This is a genomic window from Pseudomonas sp. JC1203, from assembly GCF_056175065.1.
Genome location: NZ_JBWCAM010000008.1, coordinates 1 through 21598, shown reverse-complemented (window position 1 = coordinate 21598; position 21598 = coordinate 1). Strand labels below are relative to the sequence as shown.

Below are 21598 nucleotides of genomic sequence, written 5' to 3'. Positions count from 1 at the left end.
CATGAACGGCGCGACGCTTCGTCATCAGCAACCCGTACCCGGCCGCAACAAGCCGGTGCCCCGTGGCGCCAGCCGCATGGTGGCCACCGAGCCCATGGGCACGCGGGTACGCAAGGCCAATTTCAGCTTCCTGAAGAAGCTGTTCTGGCCGGTGTTGCTGGTGGTGCTGGGCGTCGGTACCTACGAGGGCGCCATCTACCTGATGCCCTACGCCGACCGGCCGATCACCAAGATCAACGTGCAGGGCGACCTCAGCTACATCAGCCAGCAGGCGGTGCAGCAGCGCATCGCCCCGTACGTGGATTCGACATTCTTTACCATCGACCTGACCAGCATGCGCACCGAGCTTGAACAGATGCCGTGGATCGCCCACGCCGAAGTTCGCCGGGTGTGGCCTGACCAGGTGGTTATCCGGCTGGAAGAGCAGCTGCCCGTGGCCCGTTGGGGGGACTCGGCACTGCTCAACAACCAGGGTGAGGCGTTTGCGCCGCGCGAACTGGCCAACTACGAGCACCTGCCGCAGCTGGTGGGGCCGCAACGTGCCCAGCAGCAAGTGATGCAGCAGTACCAGGTGCTGAGCCAGATGCTGCGGCCCATGGGCTTCTCCATCGTGCGGCTGGAGCTGCGCGAGCGGGGCAGCTGGTTCCTCACCACCGGCGCAGGAAGCGCAGGTCCCGGCATCGAACTGTTGCTGGGGCGTGACCACCTCGTCGAGAAAATGCGCCGTTTCATTGCCATTTACGACAAAACACTGAAAGACCAGATCACGAATATCGCAAGCATCGACCTGCGCTACGCCAACGGCCTGGCCGTGGCCTGGCGTGATCAGAATGCGAAGCCGACGGCCCAAGCCGCCGTCGCGAAGAATTAAGAAGAGGCAGGACCATGGCAAACGTGCAAAGCGGGAAAATGATCGTCGGTCTGGACATCGGTACCTCCAAAGTGGTGGCGCTGGTGTGCGAAGTCGCGGATGACGGTTCGCTGGATATCGTCGGGATCGGTACCCACCCCTCGCGCGGCCTGAAGAAGGGCGTGGTGGTGAACATCGAGTCCACGGTGCAGTCGATCCAGCGCGCGGTGGAAGAGGCCCAGCTGATGGCGGGCTGCCGTATCCACTCGGCGTTCGTCGGCATCGCCGGCAACCACATCCGCAGCCTCAACTCCCACGGCATCGTCGCCATCCGCGACCGCGAAGTCAGCAGCGCCGACCTGGAGCGTGTGCTGGACGCCGCCCAGGCCGTGGCCATCCCGGCTGACCAGCGGGTCTTGCACACCCTGCCGCAGGACTACTCCATCGACAACCAGGAGGGCGTGCGCGAGCCCCTGGGCATGTCCGGCGTGCGCCTGGAAGCCAAGGTCCACGTGGTCACCTGCGCGGTCAACGCCGCCCAGAACATCGAGAAATGCGTGCGCCGCTGCGGTCTGGAAATCGACGACATCATCCTCGAACAACTGGCCTCGGCCTACTCGGTGCTGACCGACGACGAGAAAGAGCTGGGCGTGTGCCTGGTGGACATCGGTGGCGGTACCACCGACATCGCCATCTTCACCGAAGGCGCCATTCGCCACACCGCGGTGATCCCGATCGCGGGCGACCAGGTCACCAACGACATCGCCATGGCGCTGCGTACCCCGACCCAGTACGCCGAAGAGATCAAGATCCGCTACGCCTGCGCCCTGGCCAAGCTGGCCGGCGCCGGCGAGACCATCAAGGTGCCGAGCGTGGGCGACCGTCCGCCGCGCGAACTGTCGCGCCAGGCCCTGGCTGAGGTGGTGGAGCCGCGCTACGACGAGCTGTTCACCCTGATCCAGGCCGAACTGCGTCGCAGCGGCTACGAAGACCTGATCCCTGGCGGCATCGTGCTGACCGGTGGCACGTCGAAGATGGAAGGCGCGGTCGAATTGGCCGAAGAGATTTTCCACATGCCGGTGCGCCTGGGCGTACCGCATTCGGTTCGCGGGTTGGCAGATGTCGTGCGCAACCCGATTTACTCGACCGGCGTGGGCCTGCTGATGTACGGGCTGCAAAAGCAGAACGATGGCACCACCCTGACCGGCCTGAGTAACAGCAACAGCTACGGCGATGAACCCAAGGCACCTGTGCTGGAAAGATTGAAACGTTGGGTTCAAGGCAACTTCTAGGTTTCAGATTTAAAGCTTCAAAGGCAGTAGTAGGCGCTAAAACTAGAGAAAGGAGAGGGAACATGTTCGAACTTGTAGACAACATCCCGCAAAGCCCGGTAATCAAAGTTATCGGTGTGGGTGGTGGCGGCGGCAACGCGGTCAATCACATGGTCAAGAGCAACATCGAAGGCGTCGAGTTCATCTGCGCCAACACCGATGCTCAAGCCCTCAAGAACATTGGTGCGCGCACCATCCTGCAACTGGGCACCGGCGTGACCAAGGGCCTGGGCGCTGGCGCCAACCCTGAAGTGGGCCGCCAGGCAGCCCTGGAAGACCGCGAGCGTATCGCCGAAGTGCTGGTGGGTACCAACATGGTCTTCATCACCACCGGCATGGGCGGTGGTACCGGTACCGGTGCTGCGCCCATCATCGCCGAAGTGGCGAAGGAAATGGGCATCCTGACCGTTGCGGTCGTGACGCGTCCGTTCCCGTTCGAAGGCCGCAAGCGCATGCAGATCGCCGACGAAGGCATTCGCGCGCTGTCGGAAAGCGTCGACTCGTTGATCACCATTCCCAACGAGAAGCTGCTGACCATCCTGGGCAAGGACGCAAGCCTGCTGTCCGCGTTCGCCAAGGCTGACGATGTACTGGCCGGTGCCGTTCGCGGTATCTCCGACATCATCAAGCGCCCGGGCATGATCAACGTCGACTTTGCCGACGTTCGCACTGTCATGAGCGAAATGGGCATGGCGATGATGGGTACCGGCTGCGCCAGCGGTCCGAACCGTGCGCGTGAAGCGACCGAGGCGGCCATCCGCAACCCGCTGCTCGAAGACGTCAACCTGCAGGGCGCCCGCGGCATCCTGGTGAACATCACCGCAGGTCCTGACCTGTCGCTGGGTGAATACTCCGACGTGGGTAGCATCATCGAAGCGTTCGCCTCCGACCACGCCATGGTCAAGGTCGGTACCGTAATCGACCCGGACATGCGCGACGAGCTGCACGTGACCGTGGTTGCCACGGGCCTGGGCGCGAAGATCGAGAAGCCGGTGAAGATCATCGACAACACCCTGCAGGCCGCCGCCCAGCAAGCCGCTGTGCAAGCGCCCGCTCGTCAGGAACTGCCGTCGGTGAACTACCGTGACCTGGACCGTCCTACCGTGATGCGCAACCAGGCACACGCAGGCGCGGCACAGGCTGCCAAACTTAACCCGCAAGACGATCTGGACTACCTGGACATCCCGGCATTCCTGCGTCGTCAGGCTGATTGATGGAATTTATCAGGGCTATGAAGGTGATTGGTGTTCAGCAAAGGCCGGGTCTGCTATTATCGCCAGCCTTTGTTGATACCAGTTCGCAATTTGCGCTGAAGCGGCCAATGCCATGATTAAACAACGCACCCTGAAGAATATTATCCGTGCCACCGGTGTCGGCCTGCACTCTGGGGAGAAGGTATACCTGACTCTCAAGCCTGCACCCGTGGATACTGGCATCGTTTTCTGTCGTGCCGACCTGGATCCAATGGTGCAGATTCCTGCGCGTGCGGAAAACGTCGGCGAGACCACGATGTCGACCACTCTGGTCAACGGCGATACCAAGGTAGACACGGTTGAGCACTTGCTCTCGGCCATGGCTGGCCTGGGCATCGATAACGCCTACGTCGAGCTCTCCGCGTCCGAAGTCCCGATCATGGATGGTAGTGCAGGACCCTTCGTATTCCTGATTCAATCTGCCGGCCTGGAAGAACAGGACGCAGCCAAGAAATTCATCCGCATCCTGCGCGAAGTGACTGTGGAAGATGGCGACAAGCGCGCCACTTTCGTGCCATTCGACGGGTTCAAGGTGAGCTTCGAGATCGATTTCGATCACCCTGTGTTCCGCAACCGCACCCAAAGTGCAAGCGTCGACTTCTCCAGCACGTCCTTCGTGAAGGAAGTCAGCCGCGCCCGTACCTTTGGTTTCATGAGTGACATCGAGTACCTGCGCAAGCACAACCTCGCACTCGGCGGCAGCGTTGAAAACGCTATCGTGGTCGACAAGGACGGCGTGCTGAACGAAGACGGTCTTCGCTACGAAGACGAATTCGTCAAGCACAAGATCCTCGACGCCATCGGTGACCTCTACCTGCTGGGCAACAGCCTGATTGGTGAGTTCCGTGGCTTCAAGTCCGGCCATGCGCTGAACAACCAGCTCCTGCGCAAGCTCATCGAGCAGAAGGATGCCTGGGAAGTGGTGACATTCGAAGATGCCAGCACGGCACCGATCTCTTACATGCGTCCCGTGGCGGCAGTGTAAGTCGAACACTCTCTTCTCTAGATGTTATTGAGGCCACCTTCGGGTGGCCTTTTTTATGCCCGCCAATCAGGCCTTGGGCTTGCCCGCATGCGCTGCCAGGCGCTCCAGGGCGGCGCGCAGGTTGGGGTCGGTGATGCCTTCGGCGGTGGACTGGATATTTTCCGCCGACTGCGCCGACAGGTCGATGCTGCGGCTACCGGTGCTGCTCTGCACCGTGGGTGGCTGCACCTTGAACAGGATGCGCGTCAGGCTGGCGAATTCCGCCAGGGCCTGCAGGTCGCGCTGCAGGCGCTTCTGCTGGTAGCGCAGGCGTGTGGCCCAATGGCCATCAGTGACAATTAGCAGCAGGCAACCTTCACGCCAGGACGCCACGTAGCAGTGTGGGCGGGCGGCCGGCTGCAATTGGCTTTCGAACAGCCGTTGCAGGTGGGACAGGCGCTGGGCCTGGCTGAACAGGGCCTTGAGGGGCTTGGCTTCGCGCAGCAAAACGCCGGGCGCCCGGGCGGGGAGGGGGCGGAAGGCCATAGGGGAAACCTGAAGTTACAGAGCCGCCATGGTAGCAGAAAGCGCCCGATTCAAGCCGCAATACCCTGACCGGTTACATAACTTCTGCACCTGATGGGTTGAAGTTGGGAAAAAAGCCCTTATTGTAAAAAAGCCCCGTCAAAGCGCTGTGCCAGCATCGTGGAAATAACGCCACTTTCCTCCTCGCCGTTTCCGGGTAGAATGCTCGTTCGCATGCGGCCATGAGGGCTGCACGGGCGACTCACGGGGCCGCCCTCCATCCCTACGTGTGGAAGATCCTGCCGATATGTTTGCGCCTTTGTTAAAGAAACTTTTTGGAAGCAAGAACGAGCGTGAAGTCAAGCGCATGCTCAAGACGGTACAGATCGTCAATGCCTTCGAAGAGCAAATGGTGGCCCTCTCGGACGAGCAGCTGCGCGCCAAGACCGAAGAGTTCAAGGCCCGCCTGGCAAAAGGCGAGACCCTCGACAAGCTTCTGCCAGAAGCCTTTGCGGTGTGCCGCGAAGCGGGCAAGCGTGTCATGGGCATGCGCCACTTCGACGTCCAGCTCATTGGTGGCATGACGCTGCATGAAGGCATGATCGCCGAAATGCGCACCGGTGAGGGCAAGACTTTGGTCGCAACCCTGGCCGTGTACCTCAATGCACTGTCCGGCAAGGGCGTGCACGTGGTCACCGTGAACGACTACCTCGCCCGCCGGGACGCCAACTGGATGCGCCCGCTGTACGAATTCCTCGGCCTGACCGTGGGCGTCGTCACGCCTTTCGCGCCGCCTGAGGAAAAGCGTGCCGCCTACGCCGCCGACATCACCTACGGCACCAACAACGAGTTCGGTTTCGACTACCTGCGCGACAACATGGCGTTCAGCCTGGAAGAGAAATTCCAGCGCGAGCTGAATTTCGCCGTGATCGACGAAGTTGACTCCATCCTCATCGACGAAGCCCGTACCCCGCTGATCATCTCCGGCCAGGCCGAGGACAGCTCCAAGCTGTACACCGAGATCAACCGCCTGATCCCGCGCCTGGAGCAGCACATCGAGGAAGTGGAAGGCGAGGTCACCAAGGCCGGTCACTACACCATCGACGAGAAATCGCGCCAGGTGGAGATGAACGAAGCCGGTCACCAGTTCGTCGAGGAAATGCTTACCCAGGTCGGCCTGCTGGCCGAGGGCGAAAGCCTGTACTCGGCGCACAACCTGGGCCTGCTGACCCACGTCTACGCCGGCCTGCGCGCCCACAAGCTGTTCCACCGCAACGTGGAATACATCGTCCAGGACGGTCAGATCCTGCTGGTCGACGAGCACACCGGCCGTACCATGCCGGGCCGTCGCCTGTCCGAAGGCCTGCACCAGGCCATCGAGGCCAAGGAAAACCTGAACATCCAGGCCGAAAGCCAGACCCTGGCGTCGACCACGTTCCAGAACTACTTCCGCCTGTACAACAAGCTGTCCGGCATGACCGGTACGGCTGACACCGAGGCGTTCGAGTTCCACCAGATCTACACCCTGTCGGTCATGGTGATTCCGCCGAACAAGCCGCTGGCGCGCAAGGACTTCAACGACCTGGTCTACCTGACCGCGGACGAGAAGTACGCCGCCATCGTCACCGATATCAAGGAAAGCATGGCCCAGGGGCGCCCGGTGCTGGTCGGTACGGCCACCATCGAAACCTCCGAGCACATGTCCAACCTGCTCAACCAGGAAGGCATCGAGCACAAGGTGCTCAACGCCAAGTTCCACGAGAAGGAAGCCGAGATCATCGCCCAGGCCGGCCGCCCGGGTGCGCTGACCATCGCCACCAACATGGCCGGTCGTGGTACCGACATCCTGCTGGGCGGCAACTGGGAAGTGGAAGTCGCTTCGCTGGACAACCCTACCCCCGAGCAGATCGCCCAGATCAAGGCCGACTGGCAGAAACGTCACCAGCAGGTGCTGGAGTCCGGCGGCCTGCACGTGATCGCTTCCGAGCGCCACGAATCGCGCCGTATCGACAACCAGCTGCGTGGCCGTGCCGGCCGTCAGGGTGATACCGGTTCGAGCCGCTTCTACCTGTCGCTGGAAGACAGCCTGATGCGTATCTTCGCCTCTGACCGGGTGAAGAACTTCATGAAGGCCCTGGGCATGCAGTCCGGCGAGGCCATCGAGCACCGCATGGTCACCAACGCCATCGAGAAGGCCCAGCGCAAGGTAGAAGGCCGCAACTTCGATATCCGCAAGCAATTGCTGGAGTTCGACGACGTTGCCAACGAACAGCGTAAAGTCATCTACCACATGCGCAACAGCCTGCTGGCCGCGCAGAACATTGGCGACACCATCGCCGAGTTCCGCCAGGAAGTCCTCGACAGCACCGTCAGCGCCCACATCCCGCCACAGTCGCTGCCCGAGCAGTGGGACGTGGCTGGCCTGGAAGCCGCCCTGCTGAACGATTTCGGCGTGAAGCTGCCAATCCAGCAGTGGCTGGACGAAGACGACCACCTGTACGAGGAAACCCTGCGCGAGAAGCTGCTGGCCGAACTGCTGGAGGCTTACAACGAGAAGGAAGAGCAGGCCAGCGCCGATGCCCTGCGTACCTTCGAGAAGCAGATCCTGCTGCGCGTGCTCGACGACCTGTGGAAAGATCACCTGCAGACCATGGATCACCTGCGTCACGGTATCCACCTGCGTGGCTACGCCCAGAAGAACCCGAAGCAGGAGTACAAGCGCGAGTCGTTCACCCTGTTCCAGGAACTGCTGGACTCGATCAAGCGCGACACGATCCGCGTGCTGTCGCACGTGCAGGTACGTCGCGAAGATCCGGCCGAGGAAGAAGCACGCCTGCGCCGCGAGGCCGAGGAACTGGCCGCGCGCATGCAGTTCGAGCACGCCGAGGCACCTGGCCTCGAAGCGCCGCAGCTGGTAGCCGAAGAGGGCGAAGACGTAGCCCTGGCCGCCGCCCCTGTGCGCAACGACCAGAAGCTGGGCCGCAACGAACTGTGCTGGTGTGGTTCGGGCAAGAAGTTCAAGCACTGTCACGGCCAGATCAACTGACGATCCGGCTTTGACCTGAAACATCCGCGCCGCGACCGGCTTCAGCCGTCGCGGCGTTTTTCCATCGTTAGCGCCGTGTGCTGGAACACGGCGTCCGTCTTTGCAGGAGTGTTCACATGGCTGTTGGTCTGGGTCCTTTGCCAACTTTGCACCCGGTGGCTGGTTTCGAGCTTGGCATCGCTTCGGCGGGCATCAAGCGCCCTGGGCGCAAGGACGTGGTGGTAATGCGCTGCGCCGAAGGTTCGAGCGTGGCTGGCGTCTTCACCCTGAATGCGTTCTGCGCCGCGCCGGTGATCATCGCCAAGCAGCGCGTGCAGGGCACCGTGCGTTACCTGCTGACCAACACCGGCAACGCCAACGCCGGCACCGGTGAGCCTGGCCTGGTGGCCGCCGAGCGCACCTGCGCAAGCCTGGCCAAGCTGGCTGGCGTCGACGCCAGCGCGGTGTTGCCGTTCTCCACCGGGGTTATCGGCGAGCCGCTGCCGGTCGAGAAAATCGAAGGCGCCCTGCAGGCCGCCCTGGACGACCTGTCCGTGGACAACTGGGCCGCTGCCGCCACTGGCATCATGACCACTGACACCCTGCCCAAGGGCGCCAGCCGTCAGTTCGTGATCGATGGCGTCACCGTCACCGTCACCGGCATTTCCAAGGGCGCGGGCATGATCCGCCCGAACATGGCCACCATGCTCGGCTACATCGCCACCGACGCCAAGGTCGCCCCGGCTGTACTCAAGGACCTGATCCTGGACGGTGCCAACAAGTCGTTCAACCGCATCACCATCGACGGTGACACCTCCACCAACGACTGCTGCATGCTGATTGCCACCGGCCAGGCCAACCTGCCGGAAGTCACCGAAGCCCGTGGCGCGCTGTTCGACGCCCTGAAAAAGGCCGTGTTCGAGGTGTGCATGGAAGTGGCCCAGGCCATCGTCCGTGACGGCGAAGGCGCCACCAAGTTCGTCACCGTGCAGGTGAACGGCGGTGGCAACCACCAGGAATGCCTGGACGTTGGCTACGCCGTGGCGCATTCGCCGCTGATCAAGACCGCGCTGTTCGCTTCCGACCCCAACTGGGGCCGCATCCTGGCTGCCGTCGGCCGTGCCGGCGTGCCAGAACTGGACGTGAGCAAGATCGACGTGTACCTGGGCGAAGTGTGCATCGCCAGCCGTGGCGGCCGTTCGGCCACCTACACCGAAGAGCAGGGCTCGGCGGTGATGGCGCGCGAGGAAATCACCATTCGCATCGAGCTGGGCCGTGGTGACTGCAGCGAAACCATCTGGACCACCGACCTGTCCCACGAATACGTGAAGATCAACGCCGAATACCGCACGTAACGAGTGTCTGCGGGAGCTGGCTTGCCAGCTCCCGCAGTCCATCTGGAGGTACCGTGAAACGCATTCATGTAGCCGCCGCGGTCATCCGTGGCGCTGACAACCGTATCCTCATCGCCCGCCGTGCCGACACCCAGCACCAGGGCGGCCTGTGGGAGTTCCCCGGCGGCAAGGTGGAAGAGGGCGAAAGCGTGCGCGCCGCCCTGGGCCGCGAACTGGCCGAGGAACTGGGCATTACCGTGACCGCGGCGCGCCCGTTGATCAAGGTGCAGCACGACTACCCGGACAAGCAGGTGCTGCTGGACGTGTGGGAAGTCTCGGCCTTCACCGGCGAGCCCCATGGCGCCGAGGGCCAGCCGTTGGCCTGGGTCACGGCCCGTGAACTGCCCAACTATGAATTTCCCGAAGCCAACCGGCCGATCGTGAAGGCGGCGGGGCTGGCCAGCGAATACCTGATTACCCCCGGCGAGCTGGAAGGCCCCGAGCTGCTGCGTGGCATCCAGAAAGCCATCGCCAACGGTGCGCGGCTGGTGCAGCTGCGCGCGCCCAATGGCTACGACCCCAAGTACCGCGACCTGGCCGTGGACGCGGTGGGCCTGTGTGCCGGCAAGGCGCAGCTGATGCTCAAGGGCCCGCTGGAATGGTTGGGGGACTTTCCCTCGGCCGGTTGGCACCTGACCGCCGAACAGCTGCGCAAATACGCCAGCAAGGGCCGTCCTTTCCCGCGTGAGCGGCTGTTGGCGGCTTCCTGCCACAATGCCGAGGAGTTGGCGTTGGCGCAGCAGATGGGCGTCGATTTCGTCACCCTGTCGCCGGTGCAGACGACCCAGACGCACCCTGATGCCCAGCCGTTGGGTTGGCAGCAGGCTGGCGAACTGATCGAAGGCTTCAACTACCCGGTGTTCCTGCTGGGTGGCGTCGGCCCTGCCGACAAGCAGCGCGCCTGGGACCTCGGCGCCCAGGGTGTGGCCGGCATCCGCGCGTTCTGGCCCGGCGAATAACCCGTAGCAGCTGCCGCCAGGCTGCGTCAGGCCTCACCGCGTGAAACCTGTTTCAACGCGGCGGCTGGGACGCGGCCTGGGGCCGCTGCTACAGGCGGTCAGGGTTTTGCGGCGGGCTGCCAGAGGATCTCGGGTACGCCCTGGCGCCGCGCGATGATCCGCGCCGCCACGAACAGCAGGTCCGACAGCCGGTTGATGTAAGCCAAGCCCACACCCCCCAACGGCTCCACAGCATTCAAATGCTGGCACCGGCGCTCGGCACTGCGCGCCAGGCTCCGGCATACGTGTGCCTGGGCAATCAGCGTGGAGCCACCTGGCAGAATGAAATTCTCCAGCGGCCCCAGCTCCTCGTTCCATTCATCGATCACCTGCTCCAGCCGCTCCACTTCGGCTGCGTTCAGCGCCTGGTACGCCGGCATCGCCAGCTCGCCACCCAGGTCGAACAACCGGTGCTGGCACGGCGCCAAGGCCTCCAGCACCTCGCTCAGGCGCGAATCCTCGGCGCAGCCGGCCAGTAGCAGGCCCAGCTGGCTGTTGAGCGTGTCGACCTCACCAATGGCCTCCACGCGCGGGTGGTCCTTGCCTACGCGACGGCCGTCGCCCAGGCCGGTTTCGCCCTTGTCGCCAGTGCGGGTGTAGATCTTCGACAGGCGAAAGCCCATGGTTCAAGTCTCCGAGGTCAAGAGGGGAGTGGGGACGGTACTGGCCGTCAGCGGCAGGCGCAGGGTGAAGCAGGTGCCCAGCCCCGGCGTCGACTGCACTTCCATCTGGCCCTTGTGGTTGTTGGTGATGATGAAATAGGAAACCGAGAGCCCAAGGCCGGTGCCCTGGCCGATTTCCTTGGTGGTGAAGAACGGCTCGAACGTGCGCTTGCGCACTTGCTCGGGCATGCCGATGCCGTTGTCTTCCACCTGGATCTCGGCCCACGGCGGGTTCAGCCGTGTACGCAGGGTAATGCGCCCCGGTTCGCCGCCTTCAGGCCGCTGGTGAATGGCCTGGGCGGCGTTTTTCAGCAAGTTGAGCAGCACCTGCTCCAGCTCGTTGGCGGTGCCGGGCACCGGGCCCAGGTTGGGGTCGAACTGGCGGATGATGTTCTGGCCCTTGAAGTCGAAGCCAATGGCCAGGTCGAAGTCGTTGCCGGCGATTTCCACTGCCTGGTCAATCAGCGCCGGCAGGTCGCAGGGCGCCAGTTGGCGGTTGCTGCGGCGGCTGAAGCTGAGCATGTGGGTGACGATCTTCGCCGCGCGTGCGCCGGCTTGCTGGATGCCGTCCAGCAACTGCGGGATCTCGCGGGTGTGCAGGTAATGGTTCACCGTGGCCAGGTCGATGCCGGCCTCGGTGGCGGCCTCGACGTTGCGCGGCAGGTCGGGCGACAGGCGTCGGCGCACGTTCTGCACGTTGTGCAGGATGGCGCCCAGCGGGTTGTTGATCTCGTGGGCCATGCCGGCGGCCAGGCCGCCCACCGAGAGCATCTTCTCGGACTGCACCATCATCTCTTCCATGGACAGGCGCTGGCTGATGTCGTCGATACGTATCACCACGCCGCGCCCGGCGCCGCCCATCAGCGGGTAGAAGGTCAGGGCGTAGTGGTGGGCCACGTCGTCCTTCACCCAGGTCACGCGCTCGATCTTGGCCACGGTGTGGCGTTCAACGGTGGTCTTGAGCTGCGGCAGGAACGGTTTCAGCGGTTCGAACGCCAGGAATATGGGCTGGTTCAGGGCCTCGTCCAGGGGCGTGCCGGAAAGCGCGCTGGCCTCCTGGTTCCACTGGGTCACGTACAGTTGCTCGTCCAGGGCGATCAGCGCCGAGGGCATGGAGTCGATGATGCTGTTGAGGTAATTCTGGAACCCGGTGAGCTTCTTCTCGATCTTGCTGCGTACCTGCACTTCCAGTTCGAGCTTGCGGTTGGTGTGGCGGGTTTCCTCGGCCAGGGCCTGGGCCTGGTCATAGGCGGCCTGGGACTCGTCGCGGGCGCGCTTGAGCTGCTGCTCGCGGGCCTCGATGCGCGACAGCATGGTGTTGAAAGCCTCGGCCAGGCTGCCGATCTCGTCGTGGTTGCCGGGGCTGGCGCGCAGGGAGTAGTTCTCTTCGCGGGTAACCTGCCGTGACAGCTCTTCCAGGCGGTAGATGGGCTGGGTGATCAGCCGCTTGATCTGCCGGGCAATCACCAGCCACAGCAGCACGCTGAACACCAGGATGCCCAGGCTGGCGGTAAGGGTGCCGGTGTAGAAGGCCATGGGCAGTTCGCTGCTGGCGATCAGCAGCAGGTGGCCGGGCGGCTTGCCGCTGCGCGGCAGGTTCACCAGCTGAGTACTGCGGAACTCGGTCTGCCGCCATTTCTCGACGTTGCGGTAGTGCTCGGGCAGCTTCAGTTGCTGGCCGTGCTGGGTCTGCGCCAGCAGCGCGCCGTCGGTGTCATAGACTGCTGCGGCGCGCAGGGGGGAATAGCTGTTCAGCTCTTCCAGCAGCGCCTGCGCGCTTTGCGGCGAGTCCAGCGACTCGATGGCCAGGGCCGGGTTGGTGACCAGCTTGCCGATGGTCTGCAAGGCCTGGGGCGCCATGCTTTCCTGGGATATCCAGTAGGCGGCGCTGATGAAGGTGAGGTTGGCGACCAGCAGCACGGTGGTCAGCAGGACCAGCAGGGCAGCGAGCAGTTTCTGCCCCACCGGCAGGTTTTCGAGGCGCTGGCGCAATGGCATTGACGGTTCCGTCTTCCTGGAAAGGGCGTTCAACCTTGAGTGTATCAAAGCGTCGCGTGGCTCAGACGCTGGGCAGGCCCAAGGCCTGCAGGTGTTGGACCAGGCGCGCGTGCAGTTGTTGCAGGTGCGGCAGGCTGCGCTGGTGGCGCGCAGCGGCGGCGCAGGCGTAGCCCAGCAGGTAGCTGATCTCGGTGCGCCGGCCCTGGCGCACGTCCTGGTGCATGGACGAGAAGTTCGCTGCGGTGGCCTGGATCACCCGCAGCACTTCGCCGTGCAGGTCGCGCGCAGCTTCCGGCTGGCCGCAGTGCTCCAGCAACTCGGCAAGCTCTGCGCACAAGGTGGCAACCTGCGCCGGGTGTGCCTGCAGGCCGCCGTTGCGGCAGTCATGCAGCACGGTCAGCGGGTTGATGGCGCAGTTCAGCGCCAGCTTGCGCCACAGCCGGGTGAGGATGTCGGCGCTCCACTGGTGCGCAATGCCGGCGCCCGCCAGGTCGTCCAGCCACACGGGCGGGGTGGGGGCTGCCGGGTCACCCAGCCAGGTGAAGCCATGGCCGGCGAACGTCACGTGCCAGTCCTGGGAGCGGAACGCCCCTTCGGTGCTGGAGGCGAAGATGCAGCGCGCCTGGGGCACCGCAGCTGCCACCGCGTCCTGGCTGCCCAGGCCGTTCTGCAACAGGATGATCTCGGCGCCCGCCGCCAGCCGAGGTGCCAGGCGCGCCACCACGTGCTCGGCGTCATAGGCCTTGCAGGCCACCAGCAAACGCTGGATGGGCGCCTGGCTGTCGAAGGTTTCGGCGGGCAGCGGGTACTGGTGGCTGACGTCCTGTTCCACCAGGGTCAGGCCGCCGGCCGCCTGGTAGCTGCGCAGACGGGCGGCGTCGCGCAGTATCAGCGTCACCGGCAGGCCGTGGCGGGCCAGGCGGCAGGCCCACAGGGTGCCCAGGCTGCCGGCGCCCAGTACGTGCCAGGGCGTGCTCATGCGCTGCGCACCGGCAGGCGCCTGGCACTGACCAGGCCGCTGTCATAAGACTCGGCCAGCAGCGCGCGTGCCTCGTCGAACAGCGCTTGCGGGGTGTCGGGCAGGCTGTCGCGGTCGGCGCCGATCAGGCTGATGCCTGCCACCACCTCCACCGGCCCCGCGCTGGTGAGGAAGGCCTTGAGGTTGATGCCGTCATGCAGGCGCTTGAAGCTGCTGGGCGCGCATTCGCTCAGGTCCGGCGGCAGGGTCAGCAGCACGAAGTGCTGGTCGTCCAGCCGGCCCAGCACGTCCAGTGGCCGCACCATTTGCTGCAGGCGCCGGGCCACGCCCTGCAGCAGCTCGTCGTAGCCGTCGCTGCCGTGTTCGCGCTGCAGCTCGCCGGCGTTCTGCAGGCCTATCAACAGGTAGCACAGTGCGCCGCCGCGGGCCTGCACCTGGCGCAGGCTGTCGGTGAGCTTCTGCCGCAGGTAGCGGGCGTTGCCAAGGCCGGTGAGCGAGTCGACCAGGTTGCGTTGCTCCAGGCTGGCGATGTTCTGCCGCAGCAAACTGTTTTCCTGGCGCAGGCGCTGGATGATGTTGTGCAGCCGTTCGGCGGCCTGCAGGCGCGCGAGTAACTGCGCCGGCAGGGCCTGGGGGTGGATCACGTCGTCGATGCCAAGGTCTGCGGTCTCGTCCAGCAGCGCCGCCGGTGCCTGGTCGCTGACCAGCAGGATATAGGTGTAGTGCTCGCCCATTTCGTCGAACTGCCGCACGCGCGCCGCCAGGGCCAGGCCCGCTTCGCCTTCCACCAGCATCAGGCTGGCGGTCTGGCGCTCCTGGCGGGCCAGCACCTCGGCGTGGGTGCTGATGCTCAGGGCGTGACAACCGGCGTCACGCAGCTGCGCGGCCAGTGCCTCGGCGCGCGCGGGATCGTCATGGACCAGCACAATGCTCAGATTCGGGTTCGGCATACGTGACTCACGGGGGTGGGGAGACGACCTGCCGCTGCATGGTTCCAACTTCGAGCATGAAGGGGCGTTGTGCAATGCTGGCAACCGTTATAATGATCCGGCATTTTAACCGTCAAGCCAGGCGTGCTCCATCTGTACCGAGCTGCGCCGTTTTTTTTGGAGAAATTTACATGCCCTCGTTCGACGTAGTGTCCGAGCTGGACAAACACGAAGTCACCAACGCGGTCGAGAACGCCGTCAAGGAACTGGACCGTCGTTATGACCTGAAAGGCAAAGGCACCATCGAGTTCAAGGAACTGACCGTTACCCTGACCGCCGAGGCCGAATTCCAGCTGGAAGCCATGATCGAGATCCTCAAGCTGGCGCTGGTCAAGCGCAAGCTGGACGTGAAGTGCCTTGAAGTCAAGGACGCCTATGCCTCGGGCAAGGTGATGAAGCAGGAAGCCACCCTGCGCGAAGGTATCGACAAGGAGCTGGCGAAGAAAATCGTCGCCCACATCAAGGACGCCAAGCTCAAGGTACAGGCCGCCATCCAGGGCGAGCAGGTACGGGTTACCGGCAAGAAACGCGACGACCTGCAGGAAGCCATCGCGGCCCTGCGCGCCAAGGAATTCGACATGCCGCTGCAGTTCAACAACTTCCGCGACTGATTGCCCCGGGGGCGCCGCAGGGAACCTGACAGGGCTGGCGGCGTCCCAACTCCCGTGGCGCAGGTGAACCGATTGCGCCGACTGGCATTAGGAGAGCCTTATGGATGTGAACGCTGAAGTGGACCAGCTGGTCCAGAAATCCCAGACCTGGATTCCCATGATCATGCAATACAGCAGCCGCGTGCTGCTGGCAGTGGTCACCCTGGCGATCGGCTGGTGGCTGATCAACCAGCTGACCCTGCGCGTGGGCAAGTTGCTGGCCTTGCGCAACGCCGACCTGGCGTTGCAGGGCTTCATCAGCAGCCTGGCCAACATTGCCCTGAAGGTGATGCTGATTGTCAGCGTGGCTTCGATGATCGGCATCGAGACCACCTCGTTCGTCGCCGCCATCGGTGCCGCCGGCCTGGCCGTGGGCCTGGCGCTGCAAGGCAGCCTGGCGAACTTCGCCGGCGGGGTACTGATCCTGCTGTTCCGGCCGTTCCGCATTGGCGACTGGATCGAAGCCCAGGGCGTGCAGGGTACCGTGGACAACATCATGATCTTCCACACCGTGCTGCGCACCGGTGACAACAAGACCGTGATCCTGCCCAACGGCCCGCTGTCCAACGGCATCATCACCAACACCAACCGCCAGCCGACCCGCAAGATCACCTACGACATCGGCGTGGACTACGATGCGGACCTGCAGAAGGCCCGGGAGATCCTCCTGGACCTGGCCAAGGACCCGCGCGTGCTCGACTCGCCGGCGCCGGAAGCGGTGGTATCGGCGCTGGGCGACAGCTCCATCACGGTGTCGCTGCGCATGTGGGTCAACACCCCGGACATGGGTGGCGTGACCAACATGCTCAATGCCGAGATTCGTGACCGCCTGCGCGCCGCGAACATCGACATCCCATTCCCGCAACGGGTGGTGCGCGTGGTGTCAGAGCCTGCGTAGCAAACAAAAAAGCCCCTTTTCAGGGGCTTTTTTTTCGGTCCGCGATTACGGTTTGTCTACCGCCGCTTCTTCCTCGATCGGCGCCATGCGGTTGCCGCGGCTTTCCTGGTGCCAGTGCAGGGCAATCAGGAACAGCGTCGGCACGCCCAGCACTGCGGTGATCATGAAGAAGTTGTGGTAGCCGAATTTCTCCACCATCACCCCCGAATAGCCGCCAATCAGGCGCGGCAGCAGCATCATGATCGAGCTGAGCAACGCATACTGGGTGGCCGAGAACTTCAGGTTGGTCAGGCTCGACAGGTACGCCACGAAGGCGGACGTGGCCATGCCGGAACTGAAGTTGTCGAGGGAAATGGTCACCACCAGCATCTGCAGGTTCGGGCCCATGTCCGACAGCATGATGAACAGCAGGTTGGTGCCCGCCGAAGCCACGCCGCCGATGAACAGGATCGGCAAAATGCCGAAGCGCACGATCAGCAGGCCGCCGACGCCGGCGCCCAGCAGGGTCATGATCAGCCCGAAGATCTTGCTGACGCTGGCGATCTGGTCCTTGGTGAAGCCCTGGTCGATGTAGAACACGTTGGCCATCACGCCCATCACCGTGTCCGACATGCGGTAGGTGGCAATCAGCCCCAGCAGCAACAGCGCCTGCCAGCGGTAGCGGGTCACGAAGTCGCTGACCGGGGTGAGTACCGGGGCCAGGCCGCGACGGCCCATGGAAGACAGGCACAGGGCGGTCAGGGTGATGTAGAGGATGGCCCGCAGGAAGGCGCGGTCGGTCATCACCAGGTTGACCAGGCTTTCGCCGTGGAAGATCACGCTGGCGAAGTCGGTGTTGTACAGCTGGGTGAACATGGCCGGCACGGAGATCAGCAGGATGATCAACACGAACACCGACATCAGCTGGTGGCCGAATTTGTAGCGCCCGGCCGACAGCTGCGTGCGCAGTGGCACCGCCGGTTCGCGCATGATCAGGGTGGTGATCAGCGCGGGCACCATCAGCACCCCGAACAGCATGTAGGTGCCGGCCCAGGCCTTGTGCAGGTAGGCATAGCCGGTGGAGCCGAAGGCTTCGGCGAAGAACAGCGCGCCGGCGGTGGCCAGCAGCGCGGCCACGCGGTAGCCGGCCATGTAGCTGGCAGCCAGGGCGGCCTGGGTGTTGTCGTCGGCGATTTCCAGGCGGTAGGCGTCCACCGCGATGTCCTGGGTGGCGGAAGCGAACGCCACCATCACCGCAATCGCGATCAGCCACGACAGGTGTTTTTGCGGGTCGCAGAAGCTCATGCCGATCAGGCCGATGATGACCAGCGTCTGCCCCAGCACCAGCCACGAGCGTCGTCGGCCCATGCGGGCCAGGAACGGCAGGCGCCATTGGTCGAGCAGGGGCGACCACACCCACTTGAAGGCATAGGCCAGGCCAATCAGGCTGGCGTAGCCGATGGTCTCGCGGGCAACGCCGGCTTCACGCAGCCAGACGGAGAGGGTGGAGAACACCAGCATGTACGGCAAGCCGGAGGCGAAACCGAGCAGCAACAGGACAAGCGTCGAAGGGCTGGCATAAGCGGCGAGCGCGGCGCGCCAGGTTTTACGGGGCATGGGCTGGAATCTGCCTCAGTTTACGAAAACAAAGCGCGCACTCTAACCGTTAGGGTCCATGGGACGCCAGCCATGGCGACGGATATCCACCCGATTATTCATGAAAGATATGCCCTCGGCGCGCAAGCGGGCCCGTTGCTCCTCACCCCCGACGGTACCGGCAGCCAGACTTATCCGACCACCGGCACCTATCACCCGGTGCCACGGCAACTGGCTGCCGTCGGGCAACTGGCTCAGCGTGCGCCCCACCCACCGCGCAGCCCGCCCCAGGCCAGCCATTGCGGCCAGTTGGCCGTAGGTCACCACCTTGCCTTCGGGCACTTGCGAGAGCACCACGTACAAGGCCATGCGGCGTTCCGCAGCCGGGTCAGGAGGGCTTTCGTCACCAAATGGTTGCAAATGATTGCTGAACTCAACGGTCATTTGTCGGTCTTTCCTTGCGCGGAAGCTGTCGATCCGGATGATGCCCGGCTTTCTTTCAAAACCTTCAAAATTCGAGCCCAAATCTGCTTATGCTGTCCAGAACCCTGATGTGCCTCGCCATTGCCAGCGCCTCCACCACTGCCCTTGCCGACACGGTCTGGATGAAGAACGGCGACCGCCTGACCGGCAAGATCACCGTGTTCGACGGCGGCAAGCTGATGCTCGACACGCCCTATGGTGGCTCCATCGCCCTTGATTGGAAACAGGTCAAGACGTTGGACAGCGACCAGGAGCTGCTGGTCAAGCAGGACGCCTACAACGGCCAGAAGGCCAAGTCGCTGAAAGCTTCCGATGACGGCAAAGTGACTCTGCAGAACGGCGAGGCGCCCAAGACCGTCGAACTGGCCAGTATCCAGCAGATCATCAAGCCCAAGCCTGTGGTCGAGGACCTGGTGTGGAAGGGCAACGTCGATGCGGCGGTGGACTTCCAGCGTGCCGACAGTAACACCGACGACTACAACCTGGCGTTCAAGACCTCGGCGCGCAGTGGCCGCTGGCGTCACACTGCCGATGCCGAGTACAACCGCGAGACCACCGACGATACCGTGGGCACCAACAACTGGAACGCCGAGTACGCGCTGGACCGGTTCATTACCGACAAGTGGTACTGGCAGGGCCGGGTCAACGTCAAGCGCGACTTCGTCGAAGACCTGTCCAAGCAGCGCACAGTGGGTACCGGCCCGGGTTACCAGTTCTGGGATGACGAGCTGGGCGCGTTCTCGCTGGGCTCGCTGCTCAACCACAGTACCTACGAATATTCGGACGGCGCCAAGTCGGACTTCTACTCGGTGGGCGTGAAATGGGCCTACAACCGCTTCCTGGTCGGCAAGACCTTCGAGTTCTTCACCAATGGTGAAGTCGGCAAGCCACTCAGCGGCGTGGCCGACTACAGCCTGGATTCGGAAGTGGGTGTTCGCTACAAGGTCACCCAGTGGGCGTCGCTGAACCTCAAGTACGAGAAAGACCTGGTCACCGGTTCCAGTAACTCGAACCTCAACACCAGCCGCTACACCGCAGGCTTCGGCGTGGCCTGGTAAGCGGCGGCGCCTTCATCGCGACGCAGCACAGGTGACAACCCGCCGGCCAGTGTTTACCTTTGGGCTTTCCTTTATTCCCACCAAGGAGCCCAAGGTGAGCGCCAAAGCCCTGCGTCAGGCCCGTGAACTGTTGCTCAAGGAATACCGTGGCGTGCTGTCCACGCTTTCCAAGTCGATGCCCGGCTTCCCGTTCGGGTCCGTGGTGCCCTATTGCCTGGACGCCGACGGCAACCCGCTGATCCTCATCAGCCGCATCGCCCAGCACACCCACAACCTGCTCAAGGACCCCAAGTGCTCGTTGCTGGTGGGCGAGCGTGGCGCCGAGGACGTGCAGGCGGTGGGGCGCCTGACGGTCATGGCCGAGGCGCACAAGCTTGAAGACGAGGCAGCCATTGAGGCTGCCGCCCAACGCTATTACCGCTACTTCCCGGACTCGGCCAACTACCACCGCGCCCATGATTTCGATTTCTGGGTGCTGGCGCCGGTGCGCCATCGCTACATTGGCGGTTTCGGCGCCATTCACTGGCTGGACCAGGTCACCCTGGCCAACCCGTTCGTGGGCCAGGCCGAGACTGGCATGGTCGAGCACATGAATGCCGACCACGCGAAGGCCATCGCCCACTACGTGGCCCTGGCAGGCTTGCCTGCCGAGGTGCCGGCCCAGCTGGCGGGCGTGGACAGTGAAGGCATGCACTTGCGCATCGGCCAGGCGCTGTACTGGCTGCCTTTTGAAAAGCCTTGTAACACTCCTTTGGAAGTCCGCCAGGCCCTGGTTTCACTGGCCCATGCAGAGGTGTGGCCGACCGTTGGACAGGTCGAGACTTGAATTCACGAAACATCGACGTCATCTAGGGTTAACTGGAAGTCGTTCTTCCGCAGAGGAAACCTTGATGCGTGTCTTTCTATTGTTGTTCCTGCTCTTCCCGGTGCTGGAGCTCTTCGTCTTCTTCAAGGTCAGCGTGGCGATCGGGTTCTTCCCGGCGCTGGCGCTGATCATTGCCGGCTCCGCCATTGGCGTGCTGGTGGTGCGAGTGGCCGGCCTGGCCACCGCCCTCAATGCCCGTCAAAGCCTGCAACGCGGCGAACTGCCGGCCGAACAGGTGTTCCAGGGGTTGATGATGGCCATCGGTGGCGGCCTGCTGCTGTTGCCGGGTTTCATCAGCGACGTGCTGGGCCTGCTGTGCCTGTTGCCGTTCACTCGCAAGCTGATCGCCGGCAAGCTGCAGGCCAAGGCCCGCGAGCAGGCGTCGCGGCAGCGTTCGTTTGCCGAGGAGATGCATGGCCGCACCTATGAAGGCCATGCGCGGCCGGCGGCTAATCATGCTGTGGGGCGTGAGCCGAATGTGATCGAAGGCGAGTTCGAGAAGCGCGACTAAGCTGCGCCAGCTGACCAAAAACGGCCCTTCGGGGCCGTTTTTGTTGGCTGTTGATCTGCATTTGATCTGCTGTTGACCTGCCGTTGATCTGGCTTCTGATCTTGATTGTATGCCCCGTAAAGCGCCCGGGCCGACTGGAGGTGTCGATCAACGGGCTGCCCGAAGGGCCGAGGCCGCAGGCCGAAGAGACGGTAACCCGCAGGCTTCTATAGCGGGTGCCGTCTGCCCGTTGAGCGATGCCGGAAGGAGGGGACCCGTAGCGCAGCGGAGGGCCCAAGCAGGGGCAAGCGTTTTTTGCTTACTTTTTTTGGCGTTTGAAAAAAAGTGAGTCGGCGTAAGGCCGAAAAGGTGATTTTGCATCACCCATCGAAAATGGATATGTTCACGATGGTCGGATCCTGCTTCTGACAGTTTTGGACATATCCATTTTCGCGGGGATACCACCGACCGTTTCGGCCTTACGTGAACTGACCCCCTAATGTTGGACAAGGGTTAGTGTTTCCGTGCTTGGGTCCGAAATTGTACCGGACTCAAGCCATTCAATCTGAGGCTTATGCGTTCCTGGTTGTAGTAGGCGATGTAGCTCTCTA

The 21598-nt window shown here is 63.5% G+C and carries 20 protein-coding genes; 12 read left to right on the top strand and 8 right to left on the bottom strand.

Annotated elements, in window-relative coordinates; all coding sequences use genetic code 11:
- Position 1: 1 nt before the first annotated feature.
- The 4 genes from AC0SZ7_RS13470 to lpxC all read left to right on the top strand — a co-directional run bounded on the left by AC0SZ7_RS13470 (position 2) and on the right by lpxC (position 4419).
- Complete coding sequence (locus AC0SZ7_RS13470) at positions 2–871, top strand: cell division protein FtsQ/DivIB (protein ID WP_475504877.1); 870 nt, start codon at positions 2–4, stop codon at positions 869–871.
- Between the two features lie 14 nt (positions 872–885).
- Positions 886–2142: a cell division protein FtsA gene (ftsA, locus tag AC0SZ7_RS13465; protein ID WP_008365410.1), complete on the top strand. Its 1257-nt coding sequence runs from the start codon at positions 886–888 to the stop codon at positions 2140–2142.
- A gap of 62 nt (positions 2143–2204) precedes the next feature.
- Positions 2205–3395: a cell division protein FtsZ gene (ftsZ, locus tag AC0SZ7_RS13460; protein ID WP_475504876.1), complete on the top strand. Its 1191-nt coding sequence runs from the start codon at positions 2205–2207 to the stop codon at positions 3393–3395.
- A 112-nt stretch (positions 3396–3507) separates the two neighbouring features.
- Positions 3508–4419 carry a UDP-3-O-acyl-N-acetylglucosamine deacetylase gene (gene lpxC / locus AC0SZ7_RS13455; RefSeq protein WP_008365412.1) on the top strand — a complete coding sequence of 304 codons (912 nt, stop codon included), beginning with the start codon at positions 3508–3510 and terminating at the stop codon, positions 4417–4419.
- Between the two features lie 66 nt (positions 4420–4485).
- Here lpxC and AC0SZ7_RS13450 read toward each other — a convergent pair whose 3' ends face one another.
- Entirely contained in the window at positions 4486–4944 is a 459-nt protein-coding gene (locus AC0SZ7_RS13450) for a DUF721 domain-containing protein (RefSeq protein WP_475504875.1), read from the bottom strand.
- A gap of 286 nt (positions 4945–5230) precedes the next feature.
- On the opposite strand from AC0SZ7_RS13450, the gene secA reads away from it, so the two are divergent.
- The 3 genes from secA to AC0SZ7_RS13435 all read left to right on the top strand — a co-directional run bounded on the left by secA (position 5231) and on the right by AC0SZ7_RS13435 (position 10301).
- Complete coding sequence (gene secA, locus AC0SZ7_RS13445; protein ID WP_475504874.1) at positions 5231–7969, top strand: preprotein translocase subunit SecA; 2739 nt, start codon at positions 5231–5233, stop codon at positions 7967–7969.
- Between the two features lie 116 nt (positions 7970–8085).
- Positions 8086–9303 carry a bifunctional glutamate N-acetyltransferase/amino-acid acetyltransferase ArgJ gene (argJ, locus tag AC0SZ7_RS13440; RefSeq protein WP_416426816.1) on the top strand — a complete coding sequence of 406 codons (1218 nt, stop codon included), beginning with the start codon at positions 8086–8088 and terminating at the stop codon, positions 9301–9303.
- Positions 9304–9356: 53 nt separating this feature from the next.
- Complete coding sequence (locus tag AC0SZ7_RS13435) at positions 9357–10301, top strand: Nudix family hydrolase (protein ID WP_475504873.1); 945 nt, start codon at positions 9357–9359, stop codon at positions 10299–10301.
- A 98-nt stretch (positions 10302–10399) separates the two neighbouring features.
- Here AC0SZ7_RS13435 and AC0SZ7_RS13430 read toward each other — a convergent pair whose 3' ends face one another.
- The 4 genes from AC0SZ7_RS13430 to AC0SZ7_RS13415 form a co-directional block, all read right to left on the bottom strand.
- The gene (locus AC0SZ7_RS13430; protein WP_475504872.1) at positions 10400–10963 is read right to left on the bottom strand and encodes a cob(I)yrinic acid a,c-diamide adenosyltransferase; all 564 of its coding nucleotides are present in this window, start codon (positions 10961–10963) and stop codon (positions 10400–10402) included.
- A gap of 3 nt (positions 10964–10966) precedes the next feature.
- Positions 10967–13000 (bottom strand): sensor histidine kinase, encoded by a 2034-nt coding sequence (locus tag AC0SZ7_RS13425; protein WP_475504871.1) that lies wholly within the window; start codon positions 12998–13000, stop codon positions 10967–10969.
- Positions 13001–13061: 61 nt separating this feature from the next.
- Positions 13062–13979, bottom strand: coding sequence for a putative 2-dehydropantoate 2-reductase (locus AC0SZ7_RS13420; protein ID WP_475504870.1), 918 nt, complete (start codon positions 13977–13979; stop codon positions 13062–13064).
- Positions 13976–14929 (bottom strand): GGDEF domain-containing protein, encoded by a 954-nt coding sequence (locus AC0SZ7_RS13415; protein WP_475504869.1) that lies wholly within the window; start codon positions 14927–14929, stop codon positions 13976–13978. Before AC0SZ7_RS13415 ends, AC0SZ7_RS13420 begins: the two co-directional genes overlap by 4 nt.
- 170 nt (positions 14930–15099) lie before the next feature.
- Between AC0SZ7_RS13415 and AC0SZ7_RS13410 the strand changes: the two genes are divergently transcribed.
- Together AC0SZ7_RS13410 and AC0SZ7_RS13405 are read left to right on the top strand one after the other, a co-directional pair.
- A complete protein-coding gene (locus tag AC0SZ7_RS13410) occupies positions 15100–15579 on the top strand; it encodes a YajQ family cyclic di-GMP-binding protein (RefSeq protein ID WP_027976882.1) in 480 nt (159 codons plus the stop codon).
- Between the two features lie 100 nt (positions 15580–15679).
- Positions 15680–16516: a mechanosensitive ion channel family protein gene (locus tag AC0SZ7_RS13405; RefSeq protein WP_475504868.1), complete on the top strand. Its 837-nt coding sequence runs from the start codon at positions 15680–15682 to the stop codon at positions 16514–16516.
- A gap of 45 nt (positions 16517–16561) precedes the next feature.
- On the opposite strand, the gene AC0SZ7_RS13400 is transcribed toward AC0SZ7_RS13405, so the two are convergent.
- A complete protein-coding gene (locus tag AC0SZ7_RS13400; protein ID WP_475504867.1) occupies positions 16562–18112 on the bottom strand; it encodes an AmpG family muropeptide MFS transporter in 1551 nt (516 codons plus the stop codon).
- 42 nt (positions 18113–18154) lie between these two features.
- Positions 18155–18535: an MGMT family protein gene (locus AC0SZ7_RS13395; RefSeq protein WP_475504866.1), complete on the bottom strand. Its 381-nt coding sequence runs from the start codon at positions 18533–18535 to the stop codon at positions 18155–18157.
- An 89-nt stretch (positions 18536–18624) separates the two neighbouring features.
- Between AC0SZ7_RS13395 and AC0SZ7_RS13390 the strand changes: the two genes are divergently transcribed.
- From AC0SZ7_RS13390 to AC0SZ7_RS13380, 3 genes are all read left to right on the top strand, one after another.
- Positions 18625–19632: a DUF481 domain-containing protein gene (locus tag AC0SZ7_RS13390; protein ID WP_475504865.1), complete on the top strand. Its 1008-nt coding sequence runs from the start codon at positions 18625–18627 to the stop codon at positions 19630–19632.
- Positions 19633–19726: 94 nt separating this feature from the next.
- Positions 19727–20458, top strand: coding sequence for a HugZ family pyridoxamine 5'-phosphate oxidase (locus tag AC0SZ7_RS13385; RefSeq protein ID WP_475504864.1), 732 nt, complete (start codon positions 19727–19729; stop codon positions 20456–20458).
- 64 nt (positions 20459–20522) lie between these two features.
- Positions 20523–21008 (top strand): FxsA family protein, encoded by a 486-nt coding sequence (locus AC0SZ7_RS13380; RefSeq protein ID WP_475504863.1) that lies wholly within the window; start codon positions 20523–20525, stop codon positions 21006–21008.
- Between the two features lie 492 nt (positions 21009–21500).
- On the opposite strand, the gene AC0SZ7_RS13375 is transcribed toward AC0SZ7_RS13380, so the two are convergent.
- On the bottom strand, positions 21501–21598 hold a 98-nt coding region (locus tag AC0SZ7_RS13375; RefSeq protein ID WP_475504378.1), incomplete at its 5' end, for an IS3 family transposase.

Excerpts from the sequence above, each read along its gene's own strand:
- AC0SZ7_RS13430 (WP_475504872.1), bottom strand. The coding sequence starts at position 10,963 with ATGGGCTTTCGCCTGTCGAAGATCTACACCCGCACTGGCGACAAGGGC.
- AC0SZ7_RS13400 (WP_475504867.1), bottom strand. The coding sequence starts at position 18,112 with ATGCCCCGTAAAACCTGGCGCGCCGCGCTCGCCGCTTATGCCAGCCCT.
- AC0SZ7_RS13380 (WP_475504863.1), top strand. The coding sequence starts at position 20,523 with ATGCGTGTCTTTCTATTGTTGTTCCTGCTCTTCCCGGTGCTGGAGCTC.
- AC0SZ7_RS13390 (WP_475504865.1), top strand. The coding sequence starts at position 18,625 with ATGCTGTCCAGAACCCTGATGTGCCTCGCCATTGCCAGCGCCTCCACC.
- AC0SZ7_RS13425 (WP_475504871.1), bottom strand. The coding sequence starts at position 13,000 with ATGCCATTGCGCCAGCGCCTCGAAAACCTGCCGGTGGGGCAGAAACTG.
- argJ (WP_416426816.1), top strand. The coding sequence starts at position 8,086 with ATGGCTGTTGGTCTGGGTCCTTTGCCAACTTTGCACCCGGTGGCTGGT.
- AC0SZ7_RS13410 (WP_027976882.1), top strand. The coding sequence starts at position 15,100 with ATGCCCTCGTTCGACGTAGTGTCCGAGCTGGACAAACACGAAGTCACC.
- ftsZ (WP_475504876.1), top strand. The coding sequence starts at position 2,205 with ATGTTCGAACTTGTAGACAACATCCCGCAAAGCCCGGTAATCAAAGTT.
- AC0SZ7_RS13450 (WP_475504875.1), bottom strand. The coding sequence starts at position 4,944 with ATGGCCTTCCGCCCCCTCCCCGCCCGGGCGCCCGGCGTTTTGCTGCGC.
- ftsA (WP_008365410.1), top strand. The coding sequence starts at position 886 with ATGGCAAACGTGCAAAGCGGGAAAATGATCGTCGGTCTGGACATCGGT.
- AC0SZ7_RS13395 (WP_475504866.1), bottom strand. The coding sequence starts at position 18,535 with ATGACCGTTGAGTTCAGCAATCATTTGCAACCATTTGGTGACGAAAGC.
- lpxC (WP_008365412.1), top strand. The coding sequence starts at position 3,508 with ATGATTAAACAACGCACCCTGAAGAATATTATCCGTGCCACCGGTGTC.
- AC0SZ7_RS13470 (WP_475504877.1), top strand. The coding sequence starts at position 2 with ATGAACGGCGCGACGCTTCGTCATCAGCAACCCGTACCCGGCCGCAAC.
- AC0SZ7_RS13405 (WP_475504868.1), top strand. The coding sequence starts at position 15,680 with ATGGATGTGAACGCTGAAGTGGACCAGCTGGTCCAGAAATCCCAGACC.
- AC0SZ7_RS13420 (WP_475504870.1), bottom strand. The coding sequence starts at position 13,979 with ATGAGCACGCCCTGGCACGTACTGGGCGCCGGCAGCCTGGGCACCCTG.
- AC0SZ7_RS13415 (WP_475504869.1), bottom strand. The coding sequence starts at position 14,929 with ATGCCGAACCCGAATCTGAGCATTGTGCTGGTCCATGACGATCCCGCG.
- secA (WP_475504874.1), top strand. The coding sequence starts at position 5,231 with ATGTTTGCGCCTTTGTTAAAGAAACTTTTTGGAAGCAAGAACGAGCGT.